The organism is Aedoeadaptatus coli, assembly GCF_900343085.1.
Lineage (GTDB): Bacteria > Bacillota > Clostridia > Tissierellales > Peptoniphilaceae > Aedoeadaptatus > Aedoeadaptatus coli.
Window position 1 is genome coordinate 1 of the sequence record NZ_OPYI01000008.1, and the last position, 26,181, is coordinate 26,181.

At 38.7% G+C, this 26,181-nt stretch carries 33 protein-coding genes; 28 read left to right on the forward strand and 5 right to left on the reverse strand.

Going from position 1 to position 26,181, the window contains the following annotated elements; all coding sequences use genetic code 11:
- Window positions 1–250: 250 nt before the first annotated feature.
- Window positions 251–892: a hypothetical protein gene (locus DG046_RS05205; RefSeq protein WP_108831499.1), complete on the forward strand. Its 642-nt coding sequence runs from the start codon at window positions 251–253 to the stop codon at window positions 890–892.
- A 60-nt stretch (window positions 893–952) separates the two neighbouring features.
- Here DG046_RS05205 and DG046_RS05210 read toward each other — a convergent pair whose 3' ends face one another.
- The 3 genes from DG046_RS05210 to DG046_RS05220 form a co-directional block, all read right to left on the reverse strand.
- Window positions 953–2,164: a carboxylate--amine ligase gene (locus DG046_RS05210; RefSeq protein ID WP_234411462.1), complete on the reverse strand. Its 1,212-nt coding sequence runs from the start codon at window positions 2,162–2,164 to the stop codon at window positions 953–955.
- On the reverse strand, window positions 2,164–2,841 hold the full coding sequence (locus tag DG046_RS05215; RefSeq protein ID WP_108831501.1) for an aspartate/glutamate racemase family protein: 678 nt from the start codon (window positions 2,839–2,841) through the stop codon (window positions 2,164–2,166). Before DG046_RS05215 ends, DG046_RS05210 begins: the two co-directional genes overlap by 1 nt.
- An 84-nt stretch (window positions 2,842–2,925) precedes the next feature.
- Window positions 2,926–4,326 (reverse strand): protein adenylyltransferase SelO, encoded by a 1,401-nt coding sequence (locus tag DG046_RS05220; protein WP_108831502.1) that lies wholly within the window; start codon window positions 4,324–4,326, stop codon window positions 2,926–2,928.
- 81 nt (window positions 4,327–4,407) lie between these two features.
- Between DG046_RS05220 and rlmD the strand changes: the two genes are divergently transcribed.
- The 19 genes from rlmD to DG046_RS05305 all read left to right on the forward strand — a co-directional run bounded on the left by rlmD (window position 4,408) and on the right by DG046_RS05305 (window position 19,422).
- Window positions 4,408–5,736: a 23S rRNA (uracil(1939)-C(5))-methyltransferase RlmD gene (gene rlmD / locus DG046_RS05225; RefSeq protein WP_108831503.1), complete on the forward strand. Its 1,329-nt coding sequence runs from the start codon at window positions 4,408–4,410 to the stop codon at window positions 5,734–5,736.
- 250 nt (window positions 5,737–5,986) lie between these two features.
- A complete protein-coding gene (locus tag DG046_RS05230) occupies window positions 5,987–6,358 on the forward strand; it encodes a helix-turn-helix domain-containing protein (protein WP_002834913.1) in 372 nt (123 codons plus the stop codon).
- A gap of 2 nt (window positions 6,359–6,360) precedes the next feature.
- The gene (locus DG046_RS05235) at window positions 6,361–7,146 is read left to right on the forward strand and encodes an ImmA/IrrE family metallo-endopeptidase (protein WP_044565537.1); all 786 of its coding nucleotides are present in this window, start codon (window positions 6,361–6,363) and stop codon (window positions 7,144–7,146) included.
- Between the two features lie 72 nt (window positions 7,147–7,218).
- Complete coding sequence (locus tag DG046_RS09720) at window positions 7,219–7,383, forward strand: hypothetical protein (RefSeq protein WP_002834910.1); 165 nt, start codon at window positions 7,219–7,221, stop codon at window positions 7,381–7,383.
- Between the two features lie 335 nt (window positions 7,384–7,718).
- Entirely contained in the window at window positions 7,719–8,204 is a 486-nt protein-coding gene (locus DG046_RS05240) for a sigma factor-like helix-turn-helix DNA-binding protein (RefSeq protein WP_108831504.1), read from the forward strand.
- Window positions 8,205–8,224: 20 nt separating this feature from the next.
- The gene (locus tag DG046_RS09645; RefSeq protein WP_044565540.1) at window positions 8,225–8,596 is read left to right on the forward strand and encodes a hypothetical protein; all 372 of its coding nucleotides are present in this window, start codon (window positions 8,225–8,227) and stop codon (window positions 8,594–8,596) included.
- Window positions 8,538–8,834 (forward strand): hypothetical protein, encoded by a 297-nt coding sequence (locus DG046_RS05245; RefSeq protein WP_026074035.1) that lies wholly within the window; start codon window positions 8,538–8,540, stop codon window positions 8,832–8,834. The genes DG046_RS09645 and DG046_RS05245 overlap by 59 nt, the downstream gene beginning before the upstream one ends.
- A complete protein-coding gene (locus DG046_RS05250; protein WP_108831505.1) occupies window positions 8,834–9,952 on the forward strand; it encodes a DUF2800 domain-containing protein in 1,119 nt (372 codons plus the stop codon). The genes DG046_RS05245 and DG046_RS05250 overlap by 1 nt, the downstream gene beginning before the upstream one ends.
- Window positions 9,949–10,446 carry an HNH endonuclease gene (locus DG046_RS05255; RefSeq protein ID WP_049944435.1) on the forward strand — a complete coding sequence of 166 codons (498 nt, stop codon included), beginning with the start codon at window positions 9,949–9,951 and terminating at the stop codon, window positions 10,444–10,446. The genes DG046_RS05250 and DG046_RS05255 overlap by 4 nt, the downstream gene beginning before the upstream one ends.
- The gene (locus DG046_RS05260; protein ID WP_044565544.1) at window positions 10,436–10,981 is read left to right on the forward strand and encodes a DUF2815 family protein; all 546 of its coding nucleotides are present in this window, start codon (window positions 10,436–10,438) and stop codon (window positions 10,979–10,981) included. The genes DG046_RS05255 and DG046_RS05260 overlap by 11 nt, the downstream gene beginning before the upstream one ends.
- A 9-nt stretch (window positions 10,982–10,990) precedes the next feature.
- A complete protein-coding gene (locus DG046_RS05265; protein ID WP_002834902.1) occupies window positions 10,991–11,191 on the forward strand; it encodes a hypothetical protein in 201 nt (66 codons plus the stop codon).
- Window positions 11,166–14,024: a DNA polymerase gene (locus tag DG046_RS05270; RefSeq protein WP_108831506.1), complete on the forward strand. Its 2,859-nt coding sequence runs from the start codon at window positions 11,166–11,168 to the stop codon at window positions 14,022–14,024. The genes DG046_RS05265 and DG046_RS05270 overlap by 26 nt, the downstream gene beginning before the upstream one ends.
- A gap of 13 nt (window positions 14,025–14,037) precedes the next feature.
- The gene (locus DG046_RS05275; protein WP_044565546.1) at window positions 14,038–14,238 is read left to right on the forward strand and encodes a hypothetical protein; all 201 of its coding nucleotides are present in this window, start codon (window positions 14,038–14,040) and stop codon (window positions 14,236–14,238) included.
- Entirely contained in the window at window positions 14,231–14,617 is a 387-nt protein-coding gene (locus DG046_RS05280; RefSeq protein ID WP_044565547.1) for a DUF7768 domain-containing protein, read from the forward strand. Before DG046_RS05275 ends, DG046_RS05280 begins: the two co-directional genes overlap by 8 nt.
- A complete protein-coding gene (locus tag DG046_RS05285; protein WP_044565548.1) occupies window positions 14,618–16,819 on the forward strand; it encodes a phage/plasmid primase, P4 family in 2,202 nt (733 codons plus the stop codon).
- Window positions 16,820–17,083: 264 nt separating this feature from the next.
- Window positions 17,084–17,341: a sterile alpha motif-like domain-containing protein gene (locus tag DG046_RS05290; protein WP_019131836.1), complete on the forward strand. Its 258-nt coding sequence runs from the start codon at window positions 17,084–17,086 to the stop codon at window positions 17,339–17,341.
- Window positions 17,299–17,580 carry a VRR-NUC domain-containing protein gene (locus DG046_RS05295; protein WP_044565549.1) on the forward strand — a complete coding sequence of 94 codons (282 nt, stop codon included), beginning with the start codon at window positions 17,299–17,301 and terminating at the stop codon, window positions 17,578–17,580. Before DG046_RS05290 ends, DG046_RS05295 begins: the two co-directional genes overlap by 43 nt.
- Entirely contained in the window at window positions 17,581–18,927 is a 1,347-nt protein-coding gene (locus DG046_RS05300; protein WP_044565550.1) for a DEAD/DEAH box helicase, read from the forward strand. It abuts the gene before it with no gap.
- 93 nt (window positions 18,928–19,020) lie between these two features.
- Entirely contained in the window at window positions 19,021–19,422 is a 402-nt protein-coding gene (locus DG046_RS05305; RefSeq protein ID WP_044565551.1) for a DUF1492 domain-containing protein, read from the forward strand.
- A 74-nt stretch (window positions 19,423–19,496) separates the two neighbouring features.
- On the opposite strand, the gene DG046_RS05310 is transcribed toward DG046_RS05305, so the two are convergent.
- Together DG046_RS05310 and DG046_RS05315 are read right to left on the reverse strand one after the other, a co-directional pair.
- The gene (locus DG046_RS05310; RefSeq protein ID WP_044565552.1) at window positions 19,497–19,763 is read right to left on the reverse strand and encodes a type II toxin-antitoxin system RelE/ParE family toxin; all 267 of its coding nucleotides are present in this window, start codon (window positions 19,761–19,763) and stop codon (window positions 19,497–19,499) included.
- Complete coding sequence (locus DG046_RS05315; RefSeq protein WP_002834889.1) at window positions 19,763–20,020, reverse strand: AbrB/MazE/SpoVT family DNA-binding domain-containing protein; 258 nt, start codon at window positions 20,018–20,020, stop codon at window positions 19,763–19,765. Before DG046_RS05315 ends, DG046_RS05310 begins: the two co-directional genes overlap by 1 nt.
- A gap of 147 nt (window positions 20,021–20,167) precedes the next feature.
- Between DG046_RS05315 and DG046_RS05320 the strand changes: the two genes are divergently transcribed.
- From DG046_RS05320 to DG046_RS05355, 8 genes are all read left to right on the forward strand, one after another.
- Complete coding sequence (locus tag DG046_RS05320) at window positions 20,168–20,569, forward strand: HNH endonuclease (protein WP_470207166.1); 402 nt, start codon at window positions 20,168–20,170, stop codon at window positions 20,567–20,569.
- Window positions 20,570–20,619: 50 nt separating this feature from the next.
- The gene (locus DG046_RS05325) at window positions 20,620–21,267 is read left to right on the forward strand and encodes a P27 family phage terminase small subunit (RefSeq protein ID WP_044565554.1); all 648 of its coding nucleotides are present in this window, start codon (window positions 20,620–20,622) and stop codon (window positions 21,265–21,267) included.
- A gap of 5 nt (window positions 21,268–21,272) precedes the next feature.
- Complete coding sequence (locus tag DG046_RS05330) at window positions 21,273–22,055, forward strand: S-adenosylmethionine synthetase N-terminal domain-containing protein (RefSeq protein WP_044565555.1); 783 nt, start codon at window positions 21,273–21,275, stop codon at window positions 22,053–22,055.
- Window positions 22,055–23,305: a site-specific DNA-methyltransferase gene (locus DG046_RS05335; RefSeq protein ID WP_044565557.1), complete on the forward strand. Its 1,251-nt coding sequence runs from the start codon at window positions 22,055–22,057 to the stop codon at window positions 23,303–23,305. Before DG046_RS05330 ends, DG046_RS05335 begins: the two co-directional genes overlap by 1 nt.
- A 43-nt stretch (window positions 23,306–23,348) precedes the next feature.
- A complete protein-coding gene (locus DG046_RS05340; protein WP_044565558.1) occupies window positions 23,349–23,564 on the forward strand; it encodes a DUF4314 domain-containing protein in 216 nt (71 codons plus the stop codon).
- Between the two features lie 72 nt (window positions 23,565–23,636).
- Window positions 23,637–24,005 (forward strand): DUF7698 family protein, encoded by a 369-nt coding sequence (locus DG046_RS05345; RefSeq protein WP_044565559.1) that lies wholly within the window; start codon window positions 23,637–23,639, stop codon window positions 24,003–24,005.
- A gap of 93 nt (window positions 24,006–24,098) precedes the next feature.
- Entirely contained in the window at window positions 24,099–24,386 is a 288-nt protein-coding gene (locus DG046_RS05350) for a hypothetical protein (protein ID WP_044565560.1), read from the forward strand.
- A gap of 97 nt (window positions 24,387–24,483) precedes the next feature.
- A complete protein-coding gene (locus DG046_RS05355) occupies window positions 24,484–26,073 on the forward strand; it encodes a terminase large subunit (RefSeq protein ID WP_044565562.1) in 1,590 nt (529 codons plus the stop codon).
- The last annotated feature ends 108 nt before the right edge of the window (window positions 26,074–26,181 follow it).

Below are 26,181 nucleotides of genomic sequence, written 5' to 3' on the forward strand. Positions count from 1 at the left end.
GCAAAACTTTCATCATTTCCGAACAAAACTGCTTTTTGTCTGTTCAAAAGATCGGTGATAGATGGCATTTGGGAAAACAAAAAGGAGCCTAGTTTTCACTAGACTCCCCAATGGTTGACATAGAACCTTTTTTTGTGCAAATTTGTAAAAAAATCGGCCGTCTCACACCTTTGGGCGATGTCTCCCGCGAGGGGACGTGGTAATTTATTGATAAGAAAAATTCCCTTGCACAAAAAGAAGGAGGCAGTACATGAAAAAGAAATTACTATGGATCGCCATGGCACTGATGCTTCTCGTGGCGCTTGGCGCCTGCAACAAAAAATCCGACACGGACATGGCGAAGGAATCCGTCGAAGGCTTTATGACCGCCCTCGGCCAATTGAAAATTGACGATGCGCAAAAATACGTCTTGGAAAAGGACAAAGATGCCTTAAAAGACGACGAATTCATGAAGGAAATGGACAAGCCGGAAAACAAATTCTTCATCGACATTCTTAAAAGCGCCAAGTTCGAATTTAAGTCCGGCGAAATTAAAGACGGCGCCGAAGAAGGCAAATTGGTTTATGCCATTACGGCGAAGGATATGATGAGCATCATTTCCCAATCCATGGATGACATTCTGGCAGGCAAGTCGGAAGAAGAAATCATGGCCGGCATCGACGTATCGAAGATGGAAGAAAAGACCAAAGATGTGGAAATCGAAGTGAAGAAAGAAGGCGACAGCTGGAAAGTTGCCGATCCCGAAAAGATTATGATGGAAATGGCCGGTATCGGCGATTTCGCAGGCCTTTTGGACGAAGATATGGGCGACGAAGATGCGAGCGAAGCAAATACGGGTAACGCAAATATGGCCAACGAAAATACGGCTAACGAAAATACGAGCGAAGAGTAAATTTCATCTCCTGCAACAAAAAAACCGAGGTGCGTCCTCGGTTTTTTTGCGTGTGTGAAATCAGTCATTTTGCCTTTGGGGCTCGTAGTGGGGATAGTATTTCCGCGTGGAGATGCGGCGGCGCATGTAGTCGAGCCAGCGGGGAAGGGAGCGGTCTTTTTCGTACCACTGGGTGAAGGTGAAGCCTTTTTTCAGGGAGGCCTCGATTAAATCCTTGTCTCTATCGCTGCCGTATTTTCTCAGCACGGCGGGATCCACAAAGAGCCACAGGCCACGCGCGTCGTGGTAATGGCAGGGCGGCGTTTCCCCGGCGATGAGATCCGTGACGGGATAAGTCATAAAATTGCAGCCGCCGGCGGTCATGTAGTAGGACGAGCGGCCCTGGCGAATGTTGATTTCGAAGACTTTGTAGGAATCGTCCCGCACGTCGTATTTCAAATCGAAATTGGCGAAGCCCCGGTAGTCGATGGCCTTTAAAAAGGCCTCGTACTGATCGTAAAGGGCCTGATCCCCCATGGTCAAAAGGGCATTGTAATTGCCGATTTCATAGGGCAGGCATTCGTCCAAAAGGCATTTACCCAGGCACATCATGGTCACTTCGCCTCGCGTGTCCACGTAGGCGTTTAAAACGTACATGGCCGAGGAGTTGCCGGGAATAAAGTCCTGGGCGATGAGATCGCCTTTGTAGCCGGCAGCGTAAATGTCATCCACCACCCGAGCCAGTTCCTCGGCGTCTTCGATTTTGTAAAACTTCTTTTTCCCCTCGAAGTGCAGGTGCACGAAGGCGATGCTGTCGTTGGCCTTGAGACCGATGGGGTAGGTAAGGCCAAGGTCCAAATCGTGTTTGTTTTCTTCCGTAATGATCACGGTCTTCGGGTAATGAAGGCCGTATTCTTCGCAAATGGCGTAGAAATCTTCTTTGTTTTCCAGCTTTTGCTGCAGATCGTAGTCGATGTAGTTGAAGCGGAAGCGGTCCTTGAGCTCCTCCTTGTGCTTGGCGATAAGGGCCGTGTAGCCGTCGGAGCAGGAGGTGAGGAGCAGGGGCAGATTTTCCCCCTTGAAGCGATCGTAAATGGCCTCCATGATAGGCATAAAGCCCGCCTCCGTGTCGAAGCCCTCGTGCACTTCCACGTCCACGATTTTCGATTTCCGCGTAAAGCGCAGGGGCTTCACGCCGTAGGCATAGGAATGCACGCCGTAGGCCTCGTGAAGGGAGCGGGCCACGCCGTAGGCGTTGTTGTCTGTGCCTAAAACAATTGAAATAAATTCCATTATACCCTCTTTCTGCCGCAGCGTTCGATGATCACATCGCCTAAGACTTGGGTGGTGTCCACCACTTTTTCGTGGTGGATGCCGATGGTGGAAAGTTCCGTGCAGGCGAGGATCACCACGGCGTCTTTCGTGTATTTACGGATGATTTCGTCCATGACGGGGAAGCGGGTTTGGCCCAGTTCCTTTACATCGTAGATCACCCGGGTAATCTGCGCCTGTTCCTCGGCGTCGGGATAGACCACGGCGAGGTCGCGAGCTTTTGCGTAGCGATCGTAAAGCTTCGCCGAGGTGGTGCCTTCCGTGGCGAAGACCGCCACCTTATCGGCTCCCATGGATTTGCAGCGGGCCAGGGTTTCGTCGATCATATTAATGATTTTTCCGTCGGCCATGGCTTCCATGGCGTCGAAAAAGTAGTGACCCGTGTTGCAGGGAAAGGCGATGAGGGGCACGTTCAGTGCGTTTAAAATTTCGTAGTCGCCCTTCACGGCGTCGAGAAAATCCTCGTCTTTTCCGTGGAGAATCACGTCCGTGCGGTCGGGCAGAGTGGAGTGATTTAATATCAGAGCGTTAATGTGGTCTTGGTCTTTATTGGCGGTGGTGTGGCGGACGATGTAGTCGAAGAGGACGGAAGTGGCCAAGGGCCCCATGCCGCCGACGATGCCTAATTCATAGTTCATAGTCTCAGATCCTTTATCCTGTTTTCTTTATTGTACCACAGAGGCGGTGCCGCGCCGGTGAAGCGAGACAATCTTAGGCAAAGCTTAAGTCCCGCAAAAGGTCTTGTACATAGGAATGGCCGGGGCGTCACGAAGGGCCATTTGCTCCTCGTTGTGGGCGTAGGGCTCTTCCAAAAGCTTCATAAAATGCAAGAGGAACGTTTTATCTCCCGCCTCCGCTTCCTGAATGGCTCGCTCCACGAGGTAATTGCGGGGGAAAATGGCGGGATTGTTTGCGCGACGAAGGCGATCACCTTCATCCCCTGTGGCGGCGATGATTTTTTCGTAGAGTGCGGCGAAGGAATCGGACCAATGCTCGCGCCTGTCGCCGTAGGTGAGGCGAAGGAAGGATTCGTTGTAGTCCAGCTCCTCTTTCATCAAAAGATCCAGCCATTCGTTGATCAGACCGTAGACCGATTCGTCGGCATCGTCAAAGCCCAGGCGACGGGCCATGTAGCGGAAGTAAGCTTTTTGGAAAGTGTCGCTGTAGGTTTTAAGGGCAGCCGTGATTTTTTCCTCCCGCGCCTTTTCGTCGCCGAGAATATCCCCCAGAGACTCGCCCAGTTTTGAGAGATTATACACGCCGATCTGCCCCTGATTTTCGAAGCGGTAGCGGCCGAAGTGGTCGATGGAGCTGAACACCGTCTTGGGATTGAAGGTATCCAAAAAGGCGCAGGGGCCGTAGTCGATGGTTTCTCCGGAAATGGTCATATTGTCCGTGTTCATGACCCCGTGGACGAAGCCCAGGGCCATCCAGCGGGAGATGAGATCCGCCTGGCGCTCGGCCACGCGGACGAGCCACTTGGCTCCGCGGTTCGGTGCGTGGAGGAGATCCGGATCGTGGCGATTGATGGCGTAGTCCAAAAGCACGGCCACGTCGCCGCCGATGTCGGCGAGCCACTCGAAGGTGCCCACGCGCAAATGGCTATCGGCCACGCGGGTTAAAATGGCGCCCTGCTCCCGCTCCGTGCGCTGCACGAATTGCCCTGTCGTGACCACAGCCAGGGCCCGGGTCGTGGGCACGCCCAAATGGTACATGGCTTCGCTTAAAATGTATTCCCGGAGCATGGGGCCCAGAGCCGCCCTGCCGTCGCCCATGCGGGAAAATGGCGTCTGCCCCGCGCCCTTCAGCTGAATGTCTACGCGGCGTCCGTCGGGCGCGATCTGCTCGCCGAGGAGAATGGCCCGCCCGTCGCCCAACATGGCCGGGTAGCCGAACTGATGGCCCATGTAGGCCATGGCGAGAGAGGCGGCTCTCTCGGGCAGGGCGTTGCCGCTTAAATAAGCCAAGCCTTCCTCGGAGAAAAGGGCCTCGTCGCTTATGCCCAACTCCCGGGCCAAAGCATTGTTCGTAATAAAAAAAGCGGGATCCGCCACCGGTGTGGGCTCCACCTTTCGGTAAAACCGCCGCGGCAGCCGCGCATAAGAATTGTCAAAATTAAACATAATATCACCGGTAAATATATACCCAAAGACGGGGAAATTACAGGATTGTGGTATAATGCCATAGACAGAAAAGGAGGCATTATGGCGAAAAAATATGTAGAAGGCGAGATCATTCGGCGGCATTTCCCCAACAAATCCGTGGTGGAAGCGGAAGACGGCTCTCGGGTCGTGGTGAAAGGCGGCCTGCCCGGGCAAAAGGTGGGCGTGCGCATTACGCGAAATCGAAAAGACAACAAAAAGGGAAAGATCGTGGAGCTTTTGGCCCCGTCTCCCATGGAAGAGGCGGCGGATTGCCCCCACGCGGTGATTTGCGGCGGCTGCACTTACCAGAGCCTGAGCTACGAAAAGGAATCGGCCCTGAAAAAAGCCATGATCGACGATCTTTACGGCAGGGACGTGCCCTACACCCCGGCGCCGCGGGAATACCACTACCGCAACAAAATGGAATACACCTTCGGCGATGCCCAAAAAGGCGGCCCCCTCACCCTGGGTCTGCACCACAAAAAAGGCTTTTACGACATCGTCTCCACCACGGGCTGCCTCCTGGTGCCGGAAGACATGGAGGCCATTCGCGCCGCCGTGGAAGGCTACTTCCGCGAACTGAACACGCCCTTTTACCACCGCATGAAGCACGAAGGCACCCTGCGCTTTCTCGTCGTGCGCCACGCCCGGGCCACGGACAGCTACTTGGTGAACCTGGTTACCTCGTCAGATGAAGTGGACGAGGCGGCCTTCGTGGGTTTTTTGCGCTCTTTGAAGCTAAAGGGCAAAGTGGCGAGCATTTACCGCACCATCACCGACGACTGGGCCGACGCCATTAAGCCCGAGGAAGTGCGCCACCTCTTCGGCGAAGAAGTCATCGGCGAAGAACTCCTGGATCTGCACTTCGACATCGGGCCCTTTTCCTTCTTTCAGCCCAATCCCGACACGGCACAAATAATTTACGAAAAAGCCCGGGCCCTGGCGGCGGAGGAAAAAGGCGTGGTCTTCGATCTCTACTCCGGCACAGGAACCATCGGCCAAGTGCTGGCCAAGGCGGCGAAAAAAGTGGTGGGCATCGAAATCGTGGAATCCGCTGTGGAGGATGCCAATCGCTCGGCCGCGCGCAACGGCATCGACAACGCCCACTTCATCGCCGGCGACGTGCTGGAGATGATCGACACTGTGGATGAAACATGCGACCTCCTCGTCGTGGATCCCCCTCGCGACGGCATCCACCCGAAAGCCATCGGAAAACTCGCCGCTCTCGGCGCGGGACGCATCCTCTACATCAGCTGCAACCCCGTAACCCAAGTCCGGGATATTGAGCTACTGGAAAGAGAGGGGTATAAAGTGGAACACCTTGAGGCTGTGGACCAATTCCCCAGGACGGCGCACGTGGAGAGTGTAGTATTGATGTCAAGAAAATAGAATAACAAGCTATAAAACTGTTGAAACCAATGGCTTTTAGGATTTTAAAAGAAATCTTAAAAGCCATTTTTTTATTTGAAAAATACCTTGCGGGAACATATTAATAGTAAAAATCGTAGGGGTGTGTAGACAGGATAGATATTTATAGGGAGAGTGAACAGAATAGATATTAGGACTTGACACATCAATTAATAAGCTGTAAAATATAAACAAGTTAGCAGATTAGCTAATAATGTAATAGGAGGTAATCATGAACAATCACGAACTGACTTTTGGGGATTTTATTTCTCAGAAGAGAAAGGATTTAAGAATCACCTTAAAGGATATGGCGGACAGGCTTAATATTTCCTCACCGTATCTAAGCGATGTAGAGAAAGGAAAAAGAGATTCTTTTGACTTAGATAGGTTGAACCAAATTGCTAAAATATTAAACTTGGATGAAGAAGAATCATCCATTATGATGGATTTAGCTGGAAAGCAAAGAAATACGGTGGCACCTGATTTGCCAGAGTATATTTTAAAGACTAAAGGCTTAAGCGTAGCTTTGAGAAAGGCTAGAGACTTAGATGTCAAAGAAGAAGAGTGGATAAAATTCATTGAAGAAATTGAAAAAGAGAGGTAGGCATGTATCAATATAACTTCAACAAATCAAGTACAGGTGCTCCATTTATCACTTTAGATCAAATTGAATCACTGACCGAGCAAATTCTCAATAAATATTGTCCTTCTGCAATTGAAAATTTTGAAGCAGTAGATATTGAGGGGCTTGCAGAATTTGATTTAGGGTTTAATGTTGAGTATGCCTACTTATCTCATAACGGATGCTATGCAGGGATGATGGTCTTTAATGATGACCAAGTAATACGAACAATGAAAAGCCTAATGCCAAATATTGAAACTGGACAATGGGAACTAGAATATCTTACAGATAGAGCTAATACTATTCTAATAGATAAGCAATTAGATAATCCAAGAGATAAAGGATTTAGAAGATTTACCCTAGCTCATGAATGTGGACATGGTGTAATTCATCCGTGTGTATTCTATAGAGATCCAAACCAACTATCTTTTTTTAATGAAGAAGAAAAGCCTGCATCACTAGCTTGTAGAACTGGCGATGTTAATAAGAAGAAAAATAAACGCTGGGGATTTATGGATACAATAGAATGGCAGGCGAATACATTTGCTTCTTGTCTTTTGATGAATAAAAAAGCGATTATAAAGTATTTATACTATCTAGGTTATGATAAGCATATTAAGGATGAGACTTATCTATTTGATTTCATCATGAAAGTATCAGAGCAATTCCAAGTATCAAAAACAGCAGCATTAGTTCGATTAAAAGTATTAGGCTATGCACCTAATGACTTTGAATTAACAAAAGAACTATATAACGAATTTAGTTTTTAAAATATAGCTTAGCTATATTTTTTTAAGAAAGAAATTAGCAAAGAAGCTAACAAGGAAAGACAAGGAGGTATTATGGAACAAATGGCATGTCCAGTCTGTAAAAAGAGATTTTTTGATGTATCAAGAATTCCCTTAGAGAAAATAGAGATAGCAGCAAAATGTCCACACTGTGGGAAAATCTCAACACTGGAAATATCAAACAAAAATAAGAAAAAACCATACCGAGCAAAGAAGTAAATGTAACTATCAAATAGCCGGATGAGTATTCAAAAGGAAACTCATCTGGCTATTTTTATATTAAGGAGGTGATCCTATAGAAATAAGAAACAAAGAAGGAAAAAGAGTCTGTGATATTAGCGAAGACAAGAAAAAGCTAACTATCAGGCGAGGTAAAAGTACAACCATAGCCTATGTAGTTAAAGGCGAAATTAAAATTTTAAATAAGTAAAAGAGATATCCGCAAGAACGCTAGACGGCAGTCGGAAAACCAAACCATGGTTTTCTATTGCCGTCTTTTTTGTTTTTACGGATGGCCTTCTTGCGGATCTAGATATTTTGCAAGGAGGCAAAAGATGGCAAAGAAAAGATATTTAGAAATAAATGGCAAAGAAATCGAAGTTAGTGAAGAAGTCTACAAAGAATATATGAAACCAATCTGGAGAGAAAAAAAGAGAATCCAAAGAGCCTACAAGAATTTAGAAGAACTACAAGATAAAGACAGAATTAAAACAGTGGCTGAGAAAAATGGAAACTATGTCCAAGCAGGAAGTTTAGAAACAGGCTTTGTCGAAACAAAAGAATATGGTCTTCCCTTATCCCTTGATGTTGCTGAAGAGGAATACGACTTTGAAGTAACTAGCGTTAAAAATACTGAGGATATAGTAACGTACAAACTTCTAGAAGAAGCATTCTTAGAAGTCATTAGTGAATTTTCTGAAAGAGATAAAAAAGTTCTAAAACTACTTTTTCTCTACGAAATGAAAGAAAGAGAAGTCGCAGAAGTAGTAGGAATATCCCAAAAAACAGTTAATAACATCAAAAATAAGCATTTACCATAGATTCAAGAGAAATTGAGACCTTGGAAAAAATAATTACTCAAAAACTTACTAGATGTCCTAAGGAATATGAGGGAAGAAGTCTTACTCAAATACAAACAGGATGTCCTAAGAAGTATGAGGAGATACAACTTACTCAAAATGAAGGCAAATGTCCTAAGGAGTATGAGAGGAGAAATCTTACTCAAAAATTTAAAGAATGTCCCAAGGAGTATGAAAGGAGGAACAAAGTGGACTTAGTAAAAAACGAACAGATGGCAGAAAGTTTAATAGCCATCTCAATTGTTGCCAAGAAGATAGCTAAGGAATTAATGCAACCAGAGAAAGGAGAAAAAGATGTCAAGAATAAAGCTACTAATGGAAATCAAAGAAGATGCAGAGAATCTTGCATCTAGTATAGGTGTCCTTCTAACAGCACTAGAAAGTGATGAGGAACTGCCTAAAGAAGAGAAGGCAAAACAAGAAGAAAAGACCTATGAGATTGAAGATGTTAGAAAGATACTAGCCGACAAATCAAGATTAGGCCATACAGCTAAGATAAGAGAACTCTTAGAAAAGTATGGAGCTAAAAAGTTATCTGAGATTGATCCAAGTAACTATAAGGACTTGGTAGCAGATGTGGAGAAGTTGTAATGGGCGCTCATGCTATTTTATCAGCATCATCTTCTAATAGATGGATTCACTGTCCACCAAGCGTAAAGCTATCTCAAAAATATGAAGATGAAGTTAGTCCTTATGCACTTGAAGGTACCTCAGCTCATGCCTTAGCAGAATATAAACTAAAAAAGTTATTAGGCTTAGATGTAAAAGATCCAACAGAGGATTTAGATTTTTATGATGAAGAAATGGATGAGTTAACTGAAGGATATGCCTCATATGTAATAGAAGTAATAAGTAGTTATGAAAGCCCAGCCGTCTTTGTGGAAGAAAGACTTAACCTATCAGACTATGTTAAAGAGTCCTTTGGAACTGCTGACTGTGTAGTTGTTGGAGGAAAAGAACTTCATGTAATAGATCTAAAGTATGGTCAGGGAGTTTTAGTAGATGCTAAAGAAAACACACAACTCATGTTATATGGACTTGGTGCTCTGACTCTCTTCGATGGAATTTATGATATTGAGGAAGTAATTCTTCATATCTATCAACCAAGAAGATGCAATATCTCAACTTATGAAATTAAGAAGATAGAACTATATGAGTGGGGAGAAACCGTACGAGAGATAGCGGAGAAAGCATATAAAGGCGAGGGAGAATTCTCTTGTGGAGAATGGTGCATTTTCTGTAAAGCTAAGAATAAGTGTAGAAAAAGAGCGGAAGAAAACCTGAAACTAGCACAAGAAGAATTTACCCTGCCACCAGAACTATCTGATGATGAAATTGAAGAGATTTTACCAAGACTAGATGAGCTCGAACAATGGGTCAAAGACATCAAGGCTTACTCTTTAGAAAGAGCAATGAAAGGCCATAGATGGAAGGATCTAAAACTTGTCGAAGGTAGGTCTAATAGAAAATACCGAGATGAAGATGAAGTTGTAAAAAAAGTAAAAGAACTGGGATTCAATCCCTTTGAAGAAAAGTTACTTGGCATCACAGCTATGACTAAGTTACTAGGTAAAAAAGTCTTTGATGAAAATATCAGCGACTTATTAGAAAAACCAAAAGGCAAACTTACCTTAGTGAACATTAATGATAAAAGAGAAGAAGTTGTAATTGAAAATGTGAAAGAAGAATTTGGAGTGGTTAAGGAATGAAAAAAATACCACTTACAAAAGGATTTTATGCATTAGTTGACGATGAAGATTACAAAGAACTATCAAAATATAAGTGGTTTGCCAGCGGTCATCCAGGTCAGTTATATGCCTGTAGACACAATCCAGAGAATAAATCTCGCCATATTAGAATGCATAGGCAAATTCTAAATGCTCCAGAGAATATGGAAGTAGATCATATAAATCTGAATAGATTAGATAATAGACGATCTAATTTGAGGCTAGCAACTAGACAAGAAAATTCTTTTAATAGAAAAAAGTTTAACATGAAATCTCACTCTAGATATAAGGGAGTTACTTTTCATATTAGAGATAGATGTTGGCAAGCGTGCATCAGAATAAATGAAAAGCATATTTATTTAGGCAGTTTTGATAAAGAAGTAGACGCTGCAATGGCGTACAACGAAGCGGCAAAAAAGTATCATGGTAGATTTGCAAAATTAAATATAATTCAGGAGGAAAATTATGCAAAATAAAACAAAAGTAATTACTGGAGAAGTTAGATTATCATATTTTAATGGTTGGGAACCAAAGTCAATCAATGGTGGTAAAGAAAGGTATTCAGTATCTGTCATTATCCCAAAGAGCGACCAAAAGACAATTGAGAAGATTGAAAAGGCAGTAGATGCTGCTATTGATGAAGGACTTTCTAAATTCAATGGGAAAAAACCTAATAAGAAAGCTATCAAACTTCCATTAAGAGATGGTGACACAGAAAAAGATGATGAGGCTTATGCTGATGCATACTTCTTAAATGCTAACTCTATGACAGCACCTCAAATTGTAGATAGAAACGTAGAACCTATTCTTGATAGAAGTGAAGTCTACTCAGGAGTTTATGCAAGGGTATCTCTTAACTTCTATGCCTACAATGTAAATGGCAATAAGGGCGTAGCGGTTGGGCTAGGGAATATTCAAAAACTAAGAGATGGACAACCTCTAGGAAATAGGTCTAATGCAGCAGATGACTTCGATGCTATGGACGATGATGATGAAGATTTCTTAGCATAGGAGGTAGAAATGGACTATTTAATTACAGCAATAGTTTTAGCTATTTGGTCCTTTTTATGGTATAAGCTTGGATTTTTACAAGCTCAGTTAAAAGAACTAGATAGAGATATCAGAAAAATAGAAAAACAAATAAAAGAAGATAGAAAAAATAATTTAGCAGAATTAACAAAGCTTAGTGATAGCTATGAAGAGATTGTCCATAGATCTTGAGACCTATTCTTCAGTTGACTTAGGCAAAAGTGGTGTATACAAATATGCCGAGAGTGAGGATTTTGAAATCCTCCTCTTTGCCTATTCTATTGATGATGGAGAAGTTAAGGTAGTAGATTTGGCAAGTGGAGAGGTTATTCCTGAAGAAATATTATCAGCACTTAGTGATAAGAGTATAGAGAAGTGGGCCTTTAATGCGAACTTTGAAAGGGTGTGTCTATCTAGGTTTTTAGGTAAGAGACTAAAACCTCAAGGTTGGTATTGCACCATGATTTGGTCAGCCTATATAGGGTTACCTCTATCCCTTGAAAAAGTAGGAGAAGTTTTAAAACTAGATAAGCAAAAGATGAATGAAGGCAAGGCTCTTATAAGATATTTTTCTATTCCATGTAAACCAACTAAAACCAATGGTATGAGGACAAGAAATCTACCCCATCACGATTTAGAAAAGTGGTCTACCTTTAAGGAATATAACCAAAGAGATGTGGAAACCGAAATGGCAATTAAGAAAAAGCTATCAGCCTTTCCAATGCCTCATTCAGAATGGGAAAACTACTGGATAGACCAAAACATCAACGATAGAGGAATCTTAATTGATGAAGTTTTAGTTGATTCAGCTATTAAATTTGATGAGATATTACGAGAAGAAAATATGGACAGAGCCATAGAACTAACTGGTCTTGAGAATCCAAATTCTCCCTTACAGCTTAAAGAATGGCTAAATAAAAAAGGCTTAGAGATAGATTCCTTAGCTAAAAAAGATGTAGAGTCTGCTCTTAAAAATACTGAGGGAGATATAAAAGAAGTATTGGAACTTAGACAAGAATTATCTAAGTCTTCAGTTAGGAAATATGATGCTATGAAAAATGTAAAGGGAAAAGACAAACGTGTGAGAGGGCTCCTTCAATTTTATGGGGCAAATCGTACAGGAAGATATTGTTTAACTGGAGATCACGAAGTTTTAACTGATAAAGGCTGGGTTAGACTTGATAAATGGAATGGAGGGAACATTGCTTGTTGGAATACCATAGGAGAAAAAATATCTTTTCAAAAGTCTGAAATGGTTAAGTTTCCATTCAGTGGACAAATGGTTTTCTATGAAGATAAAAGAATATCTCAAATAAGCACAACTGAACACAAGATGTATTTTAAAAATCATTATAAGAGTGAGTGGAGAGTTGGAGAAATATCCGAGATGCTAAATTATGCACATCCAGCTATTCCATTTACTGGATATAGACAAGTTCAGTCAAATTTAGATCATATTCAGCTTAGAGTTCTTATTATGATTCAAGCGGATGGACATTATACTGCAGAAGGAAATATAAAACTTTCTTTTTCAAAACTTAGAAAAGTTGAAAGATGTAAAAGTCTTTTGAGAAAAGCAGAAATTTGCTTTAATTTGAAAGAATACATGGATAAGTCAAAGAAAAGATATGTTTTTACTATCTACTCTAGACACCTACCTTTGTGGCTTAGAATGTTTGAAAACAAAACATTTGACACATGGCTATTTGATGAAAGTGCAGACGTGTTCTTTGATGAACTTGTTCATTGGGACGGATATCAAAGTGCTAAAAACAGCATTCAGTATTCTACAGTAAATAGGAAAAATGCAGATATAATACAGGCCTTTGCTCATCTAAGTGGTAGAGCATGTCAAATGAGTATAAAGAAAAGATCGCAAGTTCATAACAATTGGCAAGATGCATATATATTAGACATTTGGTTAAGACCTAAAAACGCACATCAAATACAAAGAAAAGCAAAGAAAATAGACTATACGGGAATGGTCTACTGTGCTATGACTCCAACAGGTTTCTTTTTAGTGAGGAGAAATGGAAGAGTATGGGTTACAGGAAATTCAGGACGTCTTATCCAGGTACAAAATTTGAGGAGAAATAACCTACAAGATTTAGACCTTGCAAGAAGTCTTGTAAGAAATAAAGAATACGAAAGCTTAGAAATGCTTTATGACTCACCATCCGATGTGTTATCCCAACTGATAAGAACAGCCTTTATTCCAAAAGAGGGATGCCGATTTATAGTTTCCGATTTTTCAGCAATTGAAGCAAGAGTTCTAGCTTGGCTTGCGGGAGAAGACTGGGTGCTTAATGCCTTTAAAAATGGAGAAGATATCTACTGCTCTACAGCAAGTCAGATGTTTGGTGTGCCTGTTGTAAAACATGGAGTAAATGGAGACTTAAGACAAAAAGGTAAGGTAGCAACGCTTGCTTGTGGTTATGGTGGCTCTGTGGGAGCGCTTAAGGCTATGGGTGCTATAGAAATGGGGCTATCTGAAGATGAACTTCAATCAATAGTTGATTCCTGGCGAGAGGCTAATCCAAATATAGTGAGTCTTTGGTGGGACATAGATGCAGTCGTAAAAAGAGTTGTAAAGACTAGAATTAAAGAAAAATATAAGAATTTAGTTATTAGCTATGAGAAAGGCATCCTTTTCATAGAACTTCCTTCAAAAAGAAGATTAGCTTATCCAAAGGCAAAAATAGGAACGAATCGATTTGGTGGAGAATCAGTAGTCTATGAGGGAATCGTAGTAGGAAATAAATGGGACAAGATTGAATCCTATGGTGGAAAATTTGTAGAGAATATAGTTCAAGCCATCGCAAGAGATATTTTAGCTGAGGCTTTGATGAGACTTGAGGAAAAAGGATTTAATATCGTCATGCATATTCATGACGAAGTTGTTATAGAAAGTGATTCATCTAGCATAGAAGAAATAAATGAAATCATGTCCATAGTTCCTAGCTGGGCACCTGGACTTATCTTAGATGCAGATGGATTTGAAAGTGAATTTTATAAAAAAGACTAATGGAGGGTTATTCATGTTTTATGTTAAAGAAAAAATAAATGATGCCATGGAAGTAAGCATTGAAATAAATGATGAGAATGTATTTTGCACCTGTCCAAAGTGTGGAAAAGAAGTTCGAGTCGATTTAGTTGAAGTATTGGAAGAGGGAGATTTAGTTTCTACCCAAGTTTGCTGTAATACTTGTAGTGAAACAATGAGTGGTATTTATGAATAAGGAACTATACAACGGGAGTGGGTGCAAGGACCCCACTCCTTATCAAGCAATTAAAAATGCAGAGAAGAGATACTATCCCCTGGTATATATCTGCAGTCCATTTTCTGGAGATGTAGAAAATAATGTAATCAAGGCACAGAAGTATTCTCGCTATGCTTTAGATGAAGGAAATATTCCCATCGCACCACATCTTTTATTTCCTCAGTTTATGAGTGATGAAAGTGAGAGAAGACTTGCCATGCATTTTAATTATGTCCTTCTTGGAAAATGTGAAGAAGTATGGGTCTTTGGTGACAAGATAAGTCCTGGAATGGCTGAAGAAATAAAGATTGCTGAGAAGAGAAAAATGAAGATTCGCTATATAAAGGAGGTATCCTAATTGAAAATATACACCTCGAATTTAATAGGAGTGGAGTCAAATTGTGTTTATCTAAATGAGATGGATGCAGTAGATGTTAGGTCATTTGAGGAAGCAGCAAGTTTTGACCATGTAATGGCTAAGTATAAAAATTCCTACAGGTCCAACGATAATTTTATAGAGTCAGAATGTGTTCCCATGGATATAGACAACGACCATTCAGAAAATCCAGATGATTGGATTTCAGCTAATGATTTAAAGAGAATATTTGATGGAGTTAAATTTGCCATAGTTTACAGCAGAAACCATAGAAAAGAAAAAAATGGAAAAGCTGCAAGACCAAGAATGCACATATATTTTCCAATTCCTAAGATCACAAATTTAGCTGAATATGTAGGAATAAAAGAAAGCTTGGCGGAGGCTTATACTTTCTTTGATGGAAATGCCTTAGATGGAGCGAGATTTTTCTTTGGAGTTAAGAATCCTGCCGTTGAAATAGTTAGGGGAAGGAAATATATAACTGATATTCTAAAAGATGACTTTGAGGATTTTGATAATTCTCAAGACTTGATTCAGCAAGGCTCTAGAAATTCAACTATGAACCATTTTGCTGGTAGGATTTTAATTCGATATGGAAATACAGATGAGGCAAGAGAACTATTCGATAAAAAAGCCAGCCTTTGTTCTCCACCACTAGAAGATGAGGAGTTAGAACAAATATGGAAGTCAGCTTGTAAGTTTTATAAAAAGGTGGCGGCGAGTGAAGATTATGTACCACCTGAAGAATACAATGAAAGGTATGAGGAATATAAGCCTGAGAAACTTACAGATATAGCAATGGCTGAAATCTTTACTAAGCACAACAAAGGTAAAGCTATCTACACCATATCTCAAGGCTGGCTTTATTGGACGGGCAAGAAGTGGGAAGATTCTGAGCTAAAAGTAATGAGTCTTTATATGGAGACTGCCAAAAAAGTTTTAGAAAACGCAAGCATTGAATTTAAAGAGACCTATCAAGAATTAGCAGATGCAGAAATGATGGGAAATAAGGAAGAAAAAGTACAAGCAAAGTTAAAAGTAAATACTGCAAAAGCCTATCTTAATTTTGCTAAAAAGATGAACGACCACGGAAAAGTATCTGGAATATTAAAACTAGCCAAGTCTTTGTTAGAAGTTAAAAATGAAAAACTTGATGCAGATGCTTTTATTTTAAATACACCTGTTGGAGTTATTGATTTAAAAACAAGTGAAATAAAAGAGCATGACCCGTCTTACTATTGCACGAAGATTACTGCCCTAGCTCCAAGTAAGGATAATATGGATATGTGGATAGATACTTTAAGGGATGTAACTGGTGGAGATGATGAGTTTATTAATTTCTTAAAGTTCCATGCAGGGTCTACATTAATAGGTCATGTTTATGAAGAAGCACTCCTTATAGCTTACGGAGATGGAGGAAATGGAAAGTCTACTGTTTTTAATTCAGAGGCTCACGTTCTTGGAGACTATGCAGGTAAAATCCCAGCTGAGTCTTTAACAACAAGAGCAAAGAATGTGAAGGTTGATCTTGCAGAGTTATGTGGTAAGAGATTTATTCTAGCCTCTGAAACAGAAGAGGGTCAAAGACTGTCAAGTTCTATGTTAAAGCAGATAGCAAGTGTTGATGATATTTCAGCAGAAAGAAAATACTATGCACCCTTTTCATTTACGCCAACACATTCTACTATTCTCTATACAAACCATCTACCAAAGGTGGGCTCTAATGATCGAGGAACCTGGAGAAGAATTGTGGTGGCTCCATTTTCTATTGCCATTAAAAATCCTAAGACAGACTATATAGATAAGCTTATAGAAAAAGCAGGAGGAGCAATTCTACAGTGGATGATTGAAGGAGCAAAAGAATATATAGATGCAGGCTTTAAATATCCAAAATGTAATGTCGTAGATGATGCTAAAAGTTCATATAAAGAAGAAAATGACTGGATAAACCATTTTATTTCAGATAAATGCATAAAAGGAACAAATTATAAAGAAATGAGTGCAAGGTTATATCAAGTTTATCGTGAGTGGGCTGGTTCAAATGGAGAATATATTAGAAACAATAGAGATTTTTCACGAGCCCTTATAGCAGAAGGTTATGAAAAGAAAAGGACAAATAGGGGAATTGAATGGGGTGGTATAACCATCAATGATTTAATGGAGTCGGAAGACGACTTTTTATAAATGCATCTTAGTGTAGCATTTATAGGCTAAATAAAGATGATTGCATAGAAAAAAGTTTTTCTTAATTAATGAAAAGTGCATACACTAAACTACAAAAAGACATGACTATTTACACTTGACTTAACACTGAAATGGCTTAATATACGCATTTTGTATGGTGTGAATAGTCATAGCCTACTTTCTTTTATATATTATTTTTATTCTCTCGTGTAAAAGGTTTATATATAGCTACACTATACAACACTTTAGAAAAATGGAGGATTTATGAATTTCTATAACTACATGATGAAAAATCACTTAAATGAAAAGTCTCCAAGAGGAGATTTAGCAAGAGATATGAAGGAAGATAGAGACTTTCCTAAAAATAAAACAGGGAAATTTAAGGGCTGGAAAAGACTGATTAAAAATTATTTAAAAAGCCAGGGTGCTTGTTATGATTGTATGATGGCTTTTGAAAAAGCATGGAAGGAGTATGAAAATTGCGAGAGAAAGATATTGAATCTGCCCTTGTTAAAAGAGTAAAAGAGAATAAGGGTCTATGTCTTAAGTTTACATCTCCATCAATGACGGGAATACCAGACAGGATAATACTTCTACCTAAAGGAAAGATTGGATTTGTGGAAACAAAAAGACCTGGAGGAGAACCAAGACCAATTCAGAAAAAGAGAATAAGACAATTTAAAAACTTAGGTTTTAAGGTTTATGTTCTTGACTCAAAAGAAAACATTGATGGAATAATAAATAGAATCGGAGGTAACTAATTGGAATACACTCCACATAAATACCAAAACTATGCTACTGAATTTATAAAAGAAAATGAAGAATCAGCACTTCTACTGGACATGGGACTCGGTAAGACGGTTATAAGTCTAACAGCTATAAAAGACTTACTCTTTGATTCTTTTGAAATTTCTAAAGTTTTAATTGTAGCACCATTAAGAGTTGCTAGGGATACTTGGAAAGAAGAGATAGAAAAGTGGTCTCACCTTGATTTCTTAAAATATTCAGTGGTCGTAGGAAGTGAAAAAGAAAGAATAAAAGCATTAAATAAACAAGCAGATATCTATTTAATCAATAGGGAAAATGTAGACTGGCTAATAAATAAGAGCGAAATACCATTTAACTACGACATGATCGTAATTGACGAATTATCATCTTTTAAGTCTCATAGGTCAAAGAGGTTTAAAGCCTTGATGAAAGTTAGACCAAAGGTAAAAAGAATAGTTGGTCTTACTGGAACTCCATCATCTAATGGACTAATGGATTTGTGGGCTGAGTTTAGGCTCCTTGATATGGGAGAGAGACTTGGTAGATTTATTGGTCAGTATAGGGAAATATACTTCAAACCAGATAAGAGAAACGGACCAATCATTTATTCCTATAAGCCACTTCCTTTTGCTGAAGATGCAATCTATGAAAAGATATCAGATATCACAGTTTCTATGAAAGCTGAAGATTACCTAAAAATGCCAGAGAAGATAAACAATGAAGTCTTTGTAAATCTATCAGATAAAGAAAGAGATATCTACGAGACCTTAAAAAAAGACTTGGTCGTTAGTATTAAGGATAAAGATATAGATGCAGTCAATGCTGCAGCTCTTTCTAATAAGTTACTTCAAATGGCATCGGGTTCTGTTTATGATGAAGATAAAAATATGATTCATATTCATGATAGAAAGCTTGATGCCTTGGAAGATTTAATAGAAGGCGCAAATGGTAAACCAGTATTAATAGCTTATTGGTATAAGTCAGATTTGAAAAGAATAAAAGATAGGTTTGATGTAAGAGAACTTAAGACAAGTGAGGACTTTAAAGAATGGAATCAAGGTAAGATTCCAGTTGCCATTATCCATCCAGCATCTGCTGGTCATGGACTTAACCTACAAGCTGGAGGTTCGACACTTATTTGGTTTTCCCTTACATGGTCCTTAGAACTTTATGAACAAACCAATGCCAGACTATATAGGCAGGGTCAGAAAGAAACAGTTGTAATTCATCATATCTTAGCTAAAGGAACTATAGATGAAGATGTAATGAAAGCATTAGAAAATAAGAATAAAACACAAGCTGCACTTATTGATGCAGTGAAAGCAAATCTAGAGAGTTGATGTCATAGATTGTCACTATCAAAATTTGCTAAGATTAATGCAAGAGAAGAAGTTATATGGATAACTTACCTCAAAAACGTATGGAGGTAAGAAATGAATGCAAAAGAATATTTAAAACAAGCTTTTTATTTAGACAAGAGAATAAACTCAAAGCTGGAGCAAGTTGAATCACTCAACGCTCTAGCAACAAAAGCTACATCCACCTTATCAGATATGCCTAAGAGTCCTAATCGAGGATCATCAAAACTTGAAGATACTATCGTAAAGATTGTAGATCTCCAAGAAGAAATCAATAAGGATATAGATAAGTTGGTGGATTTAAAGAAAGAAATCGTAAGAACAATAAAAAAGATTGAAGATAAAGAACTTCAAGTCGTTTTAGAAAAAAGATATCTTTGTTTTGAATCTTGGGAGAAGATAGCAGTTGAAATGAATTACTCAATTCAGCATATTTTTAGATTGCATAGTAAGGCTTTAAAAAATATAGAAGTATAAAAAATCGGGTGACGCATAAATGCATCACCCGCAAAACTTCGTTTTCAATTCGTGTTTTTATTATAGTATTAAATTTAAAACTTGTCCAGGATATCGTGGTGTCCAATATCTAAAAGAAATATCAATTCATTATTTTCATAGAACCAAATAATGCGAATATCCATGTTAACAGAAGACTCCCATATTCCATCTGTACCTTGTATTTTCTTAGTTCTTAAAGATGGATGGGTAGGATTTTCTACGAAAAATTTAAGTTTCTTTTTCGTTTGTTTCTTTTCAGTATCAGATAGTTTTTTGTAATGTTTTTTAAAGGCTTTCGAATAAGCAATTTTATAGGACATTACTTGTCTAACTCTTCGAATAGAGAGTCGATAGAATCAAAAACAGGTTGAGTCCCATTTTTTATAGATTCTTTAATTTCTTTTACTTCAGCTTTTAAATTTTTTATGACGTGTTCTGGATAGATTGCAACTGGAACGAGTACAATTTTTCCGTTATCTTCTATGACTTCAAATTGATCGCCTTGATTTAATTCCATAGAGTTTACTATGTCTTTTGGTATAGTAACTTGTGATTTAGCTTTTAGTTCAACCAACATAACAAAACCTCCTTAGTTAGAAATTCATACTTTCTAACTAAATTATATTTTCTTCTGAGAAAAAAGTCAAGTGGAGAGTAAAGTTGATAGAATGAGAGTAAGTAGTTGTAGTATAGTTAGAATAGCAAAAGAATAATAAAACGAGCCTTGGAGATTAAATCTTCAGGGCTTTCTTTATGGAGTGATAAAGTGCCAAGTAAACCAAAGAGACCATGTTCACATCCAGGTTGTCCTGAATTAGTTGACGGACGATTCTGCAAGAAACATGAGAAAGAATACAACAGAAACTATGAAAAATATAAAAGAGATCCTAGAACTCATAAGCGTTATGGAAAAGCATGGAGACTTATAAGAAAAAGATATGTAGCAGAGCATCCACTTTGTGAGATGTGTTTAAAAGAAAATAGAATGACAAAGGTAGAGGAAGTACATCACATACTTCCTCTTTCTCGTGGTGGAACTAATGACGAAGACAATCTTATGAGTCTTTGTAAATCTTGTCACTCAAAGATTCATGCTGAGCGCGGAGATAGATTCGGACGAGAATAGTTTTGAGAGAGGGGGAGTCTTAATCTCTACTACTGAATTTTCTACCAACGGTGCCGCCCTCTCACGCACAAAAAAACGGGTTCAAAGACCCTATTAAAGAAGATGATGAATTAGGAGGTGATACTATCGCTAAAGACGGAACATATAGAGGTGGAAGAAGAGTAAAAGCAGGAGGCAAACCACAGCCTGCTGCTGAAAAAATAGAAAAAGGTAAAAAAGTAGAAATTTTAATGAATGATATTCCAACATTCACGCCAGAAGAAATAGATGCTGTTGACTTACCAGATGGGGCAGTTCTTGATGGAACCGATATGCCTACACCAAGTGACTATCTATCTGCAAAACAAAAGAATGGAATACCACTAGGTGCAGATGAAATATATAAAGAGACTTGGAGTTGGTTAAAACAGAGAAACTGTGAAAACTTAGTAAATCCAAGATTATTAGAATCCTACTCCCAGGCTTTTGCAAGATACATTCAATGTGAAGAGGCAATAAGTCAATTTGGACTTTTAGGAAAGCATCCTACTACGGGAGGAGTTATTGCATCTCCCTTTGTACAGATGTCTTCACAATTTCAAAAGACAGCAAATCTTTTATGGTATGAAATTTATGACATAGTGAAAGAAAACTGTACTGAAGTTTATGAAGACTATGGGGAAGATATGATGGAAAAACTACTAAGGCAAAGGAGGTAATAAATTTGTTTGAAAAAGTAAATCCAAAGCATCCTGACAAACAAGCAGATTGTATTGCAGGTGCAATTGTAGATTTAGCATATAAAGAAAAGGAAAATCCTAAAATAGCAGTCGAAGTTTTGCTTGGTCATGGTGATTGTCATGTGATTATTGAAACGGACTGCAAGTTAGATGTTGAAGAAATCAAATCAGCTATTAATAGAATAGCAGGAGAAGTAAAAGCCGATGTAAAAATTGTAGAGCAAGACATTCACTTATCGAACAATCAAAAAGAAAAGATTAGATGTGGGGATAATGGAATCTTTAAGGGAGTACCTACTTCAGACGAAGAAAAGAAACTATCTTTAATTGCTCGTGAAATCTATTCTAATTATCCCTACGATGGGAAATACATTCTTGATGGAGATAAACTCATCATCTGTCAGTCAAATGTATCTAGAGAAATTTTAAAATCAATTTATCCAAGAGCAATCGTAAACCCATTAGGGGATTGGACTGGAGGGTTTAATGTTGATACTGGAGCGGCTAATAGAAAACTCGGTTCTGATATGGGGCGAGCAGTAACTGGCGGAGGTCTTCATGGTAAAGACCTATCCAAGGCTGATGTATCAGTTAATATTTATGCCCACCTAAAGGAACAAGAGGAAAATAGAGAGATTGAATTATCCTGTGCAATCGGAGATGAAACTGTTGATGGTAGACCATATTCAGAAATTGTAGAAATTGCTAGAAACTACATTAACTCTATCGGTGGTTTTGAGGAATTTGCTAAATGGGGGTTCATCTAATGAAAGAAGGACTATTACAATATGAATTAAAAAATATAGATGAACTCATCCCATATATTAATAATGCTAGAACGCATACTGACGAACAAATTAATAAGGTAGCTGCATCTATAAAAGAATTTGGATTTTTAAATCCTATCTTAATTTCAGAAGAGAATGTTATTACAGCAGGACATTGCAGACTTCTAGCGGCTAAGAAACTAGGACTAAAGAAAGTTCCATGTATTTTAGAAAATCATCTCACAGAGGCACAAAGAAAAGCTTATGTTCTTGCTGATAATAAGTTAAGTTTAGATGCTGGCTGGGATGAAGAACTATTGAGAGTTGAAATTGAATCCCTAGAAGATTATGGATTTAATGTAGAGCTTACAGGATTTTCAACTGAAGAATTATCTTCGCTCTTTGACCTTGGTGTAGAGGCTGAAGAAGATGACTTTGATGTTGAAGAAGAACTTAAAAAGCCTATTTTTTCCAAGGAAGGAGATATTTGGACTCTAGGTAGACATAAAGTTATTTGTGGTGATTCTACTCAGTGGGATACTTTTGAAAAGCTGCTAAATGATACAAAGGTCAATTTAGTATGTACCGATGCACCATATTTTGTTGAATTAAAAAATAAATCGGGAACGATTAAAAATGACAACTTAAATGATAAAGAGGCCTATGAATTTTTAATGAAGGTCTTTACAAACTTTAAAGACGCAATGGCTAAGGATGCATCAATTTATGAATTCTATGCAACGATGAAAGCTAGAGTTTTCTATGATGCTTTTGAAGATGCAGGCTTTAAAGTTGGTGCAGGGCTTATTTGGAAAAAACCAAGAGCTCCTTTCATGAGAACAGATTGGAAATTTAATATGGAGCCTATTATATTTGGTTGGAGAAAAGATGGAAAACATAACTGGTATGGAGATCAAAAGCAAACAGCAGTCTTTGAATTTGATGGAATTAAAGATTCTGAAAAAGAAGGATGTGGTCATCCATCATCAAAACCAGTACCACTTATTGCTTATTTAATAAAGCAATCAACTCAAACAAATGGCTTAGTCCTTGATGGATTTTTAGGAAGTGCATCTGCATTAATTGCCTGTGAGGAGCTTAATCGAATCTGCTATGGAATAGAAATAGAGCCTAAATTTGTTGATGTAGCAGTAAAAAGATATTTAAATTTAGTTGGTAGTGATAAAGATATAAGCCTTTTAAGAGATGAAAAAAAATATAAGTATGAAGATGCTATTAATCTGACTTGATATAAATCAGTATTTGAGTGATATATGTATGTGAGGTGATTAGATGATTTCAAGGGAAATTATACAAAAATTAAAAGAGACGTATCCAGTAGGTACAAGAGTAAAACTAATCCAAATGGAAGATGGACAGGCTCCACCAGTTGGAACTTTAGGCACAGTTTATGGGGTGGATGCCATTGGATCAATCCTAGTAAAATGGGATAATGGTTCGATGTTAAATGTAATTTTTAGGGAGGATATAATTGAAAAATCTAATTAAATAACCATACATTGCTTGACTATTCCTCTATTGTACGGGAATATGTGTACAACAAAAGAGGAGGAACGAAAAATGAAAAAAATTGAACTGCTAGAAAATATAAAAGAAAAAGAAGAATTCGAAGAAAATAAAATAAGTTACAGATTTTATTGGGCATATAGAGAATCCCAAAGGATAGGTCGAGACATCCTAAACTTTGAAGACATTGGATTTGAAGATAATCACGAAGATATGATAGAGAATCTTGAAAGATTCGGGATACAAGAATTTACCATTTCCGATCAGTCAACAGGACTCATGAAAGGACTAAAAAGCTTTAAAAGAAAAGGTTACTTTCCTATAGACTTAATTGAAATAGATACAGGAAGGACTAATTGGAATTTCAAAGAAAGAAAAGAGGAAAAAGAGTATGAACCAGCCCTCCTTTTCAAGAGAAACTAAGAGAAAAAATAGAGAGTTAAGCAAGATAATTGCTTGACTTATCTCTTCTTGTACGGGAATATGTGTACAACAAAAGAGAAGGAGAACATTACCATGAAAAAAGACCTTTTAGAAAGATTAGAAACAGAAGTTACAGCTTGCAAAAGATACGCAGAAAGCTCAATAAAAAAATCAAAAGAAGGCAAGACTGGAGCAGCCATTAATCTTTTAGACATAGCGGGAACAGCAAAGAAATGTGCAGACCAAGTTCATGAAGAACTTTGGGAGGTATCAAAAGGAAATTTAACAGATGAAGAATTTCAACTTTTTGCAGAATCAGAAACACTAGAAAGAGAACTTAAGAAAGCATACAAAGAATTAAACATAGCAAGACAAAGATAAAATAAAATTCCAAATAGAGTTTAGGCTCTATTTGTCGTAGTAGAAGTCACTAGCAAGTGGCTATTTTTTATGCCTATTTTTAGATGAAGGAGGTCAAATGAAATATAAACCAACAAAATTTATGCTACCTACATCTCACTATGATAAAAACAAAGCAGACTATGCTGTCACCTTTATAGAATGCCTAAAACACACAAAAGGTAGATGGGCAGGTAAAGATTTCAAGCTTATTGACTGGCAAGAAGAAATCATTAGAGACTTGTTTGGAATTGTGAAAGATACAGGGTATCGACAATTTAATACAGCCTATATTGAAATACCAAAGAAAATGGGAAAGTCAGAACTTGCAGCTGCTGTAGCACTCCTTCTTACTTGCGGTGATGGAGAGGAAAGAGCAGAAGTTTATGGATGTGCTGCAGATAGGCAACAAGCAACTATCGTCTTCGATGTTGCAGCTGATATGGTAAGGATGAGCCCAGCCTTATCTAAAAGAGTAAAGATACTAGCATCTCAAAAGAGAATGATATATAAGCCGACCAATTCTTTCTATCAAGTTTTATCTGCAGAGGCTTATTCTAAACACGGATTTAATATTCATGGTGTGGTCTTTGACGAACTTCATACCCAACCTAACAGAAAACTTTTTGATGTTATGACAAAAGGTTCAGGAGATGCAAGAACTCAACCCCTATATTTTCTTATTACAACTGCAGGAACAGATACGAAATCAATCTGCTACGAAACTCACCAAAAGGCAGTCGACATACTTGAAGGAAGAAAAACTGATCCAACTTTTTATCCCGTGATTTATGGAGCAGATAGAGAAGATGATTGGACAGATGAAAAAGTATGGCATAAGGCTAACCCATCCTTAGGAATTACAGTTCCAATAGAAAAAGTAAGACAAGCCTGTGAATCGGCTAAGCAAAACCCAACTGAAGAAAATGCCTTCAGACAGTTAAGATTAAATCAGTGGGTCAAACAAGCAATTAGGTGGATGCCTATGGAAAAATGGGACTTATGTAACTTTGCTGTTAATGAAGAAGAACTAAAAGGTAGAGTTTGTTATGGTGGACTTGACCTATCATCAACAACAGATATTACGGCCTTTGTTTTAGTCTTTCCTCCATTAGATGAGGATGATAAATATCAAATATTACCCTACTTTTGGTTGCCAGAAGATAACCTCGACCTAAGAGTAAAAAGAGACCATGTGAACTATGACCTATGGAAAAAACAAGGCTATATTCAGACAACAGAAGGCAATGTAGTTCATTATGGTTTTATTGAAAAATTTATAGAAGATTTAGGTGATATATATAACATCCGAGAAATTGCCTTTGACAGATGGGGAGCAGTTCAGATGGTACAAAACTTAGAAGGAATGGGTTTCACAGTTGTTCCTTTTGGTCAAGGATTTAAAGACATGTCTCCACCAACAAAAGAATTAATGAAACTAACTCTCGAAAGAAAAATAGCCCATGGAGGTCATCCAGTTCTAAGGTGGATGATGGATAATATCTTTATTCGAACAGATCCCGCTGGAAACATTAAGGCAGATAAAGAAAAATCTACAGAAAAGATAGATGGGGTTATTGCTACAATCATGGCTCTTGATAGGGCTATAAGGTGTGGCAATGATACTAGTGAGTCGGTTTATGATGATAGGGGATTGATTATTTTTTAATCTCTCTATTTTTGATTTATCATAGCCAAATTTAGAAAAGTGGCGAGATTTAGAGTTAAGTAAAAATGCACGAAAAAAGCCACCATATAGGTGGCTAGAATATGTATA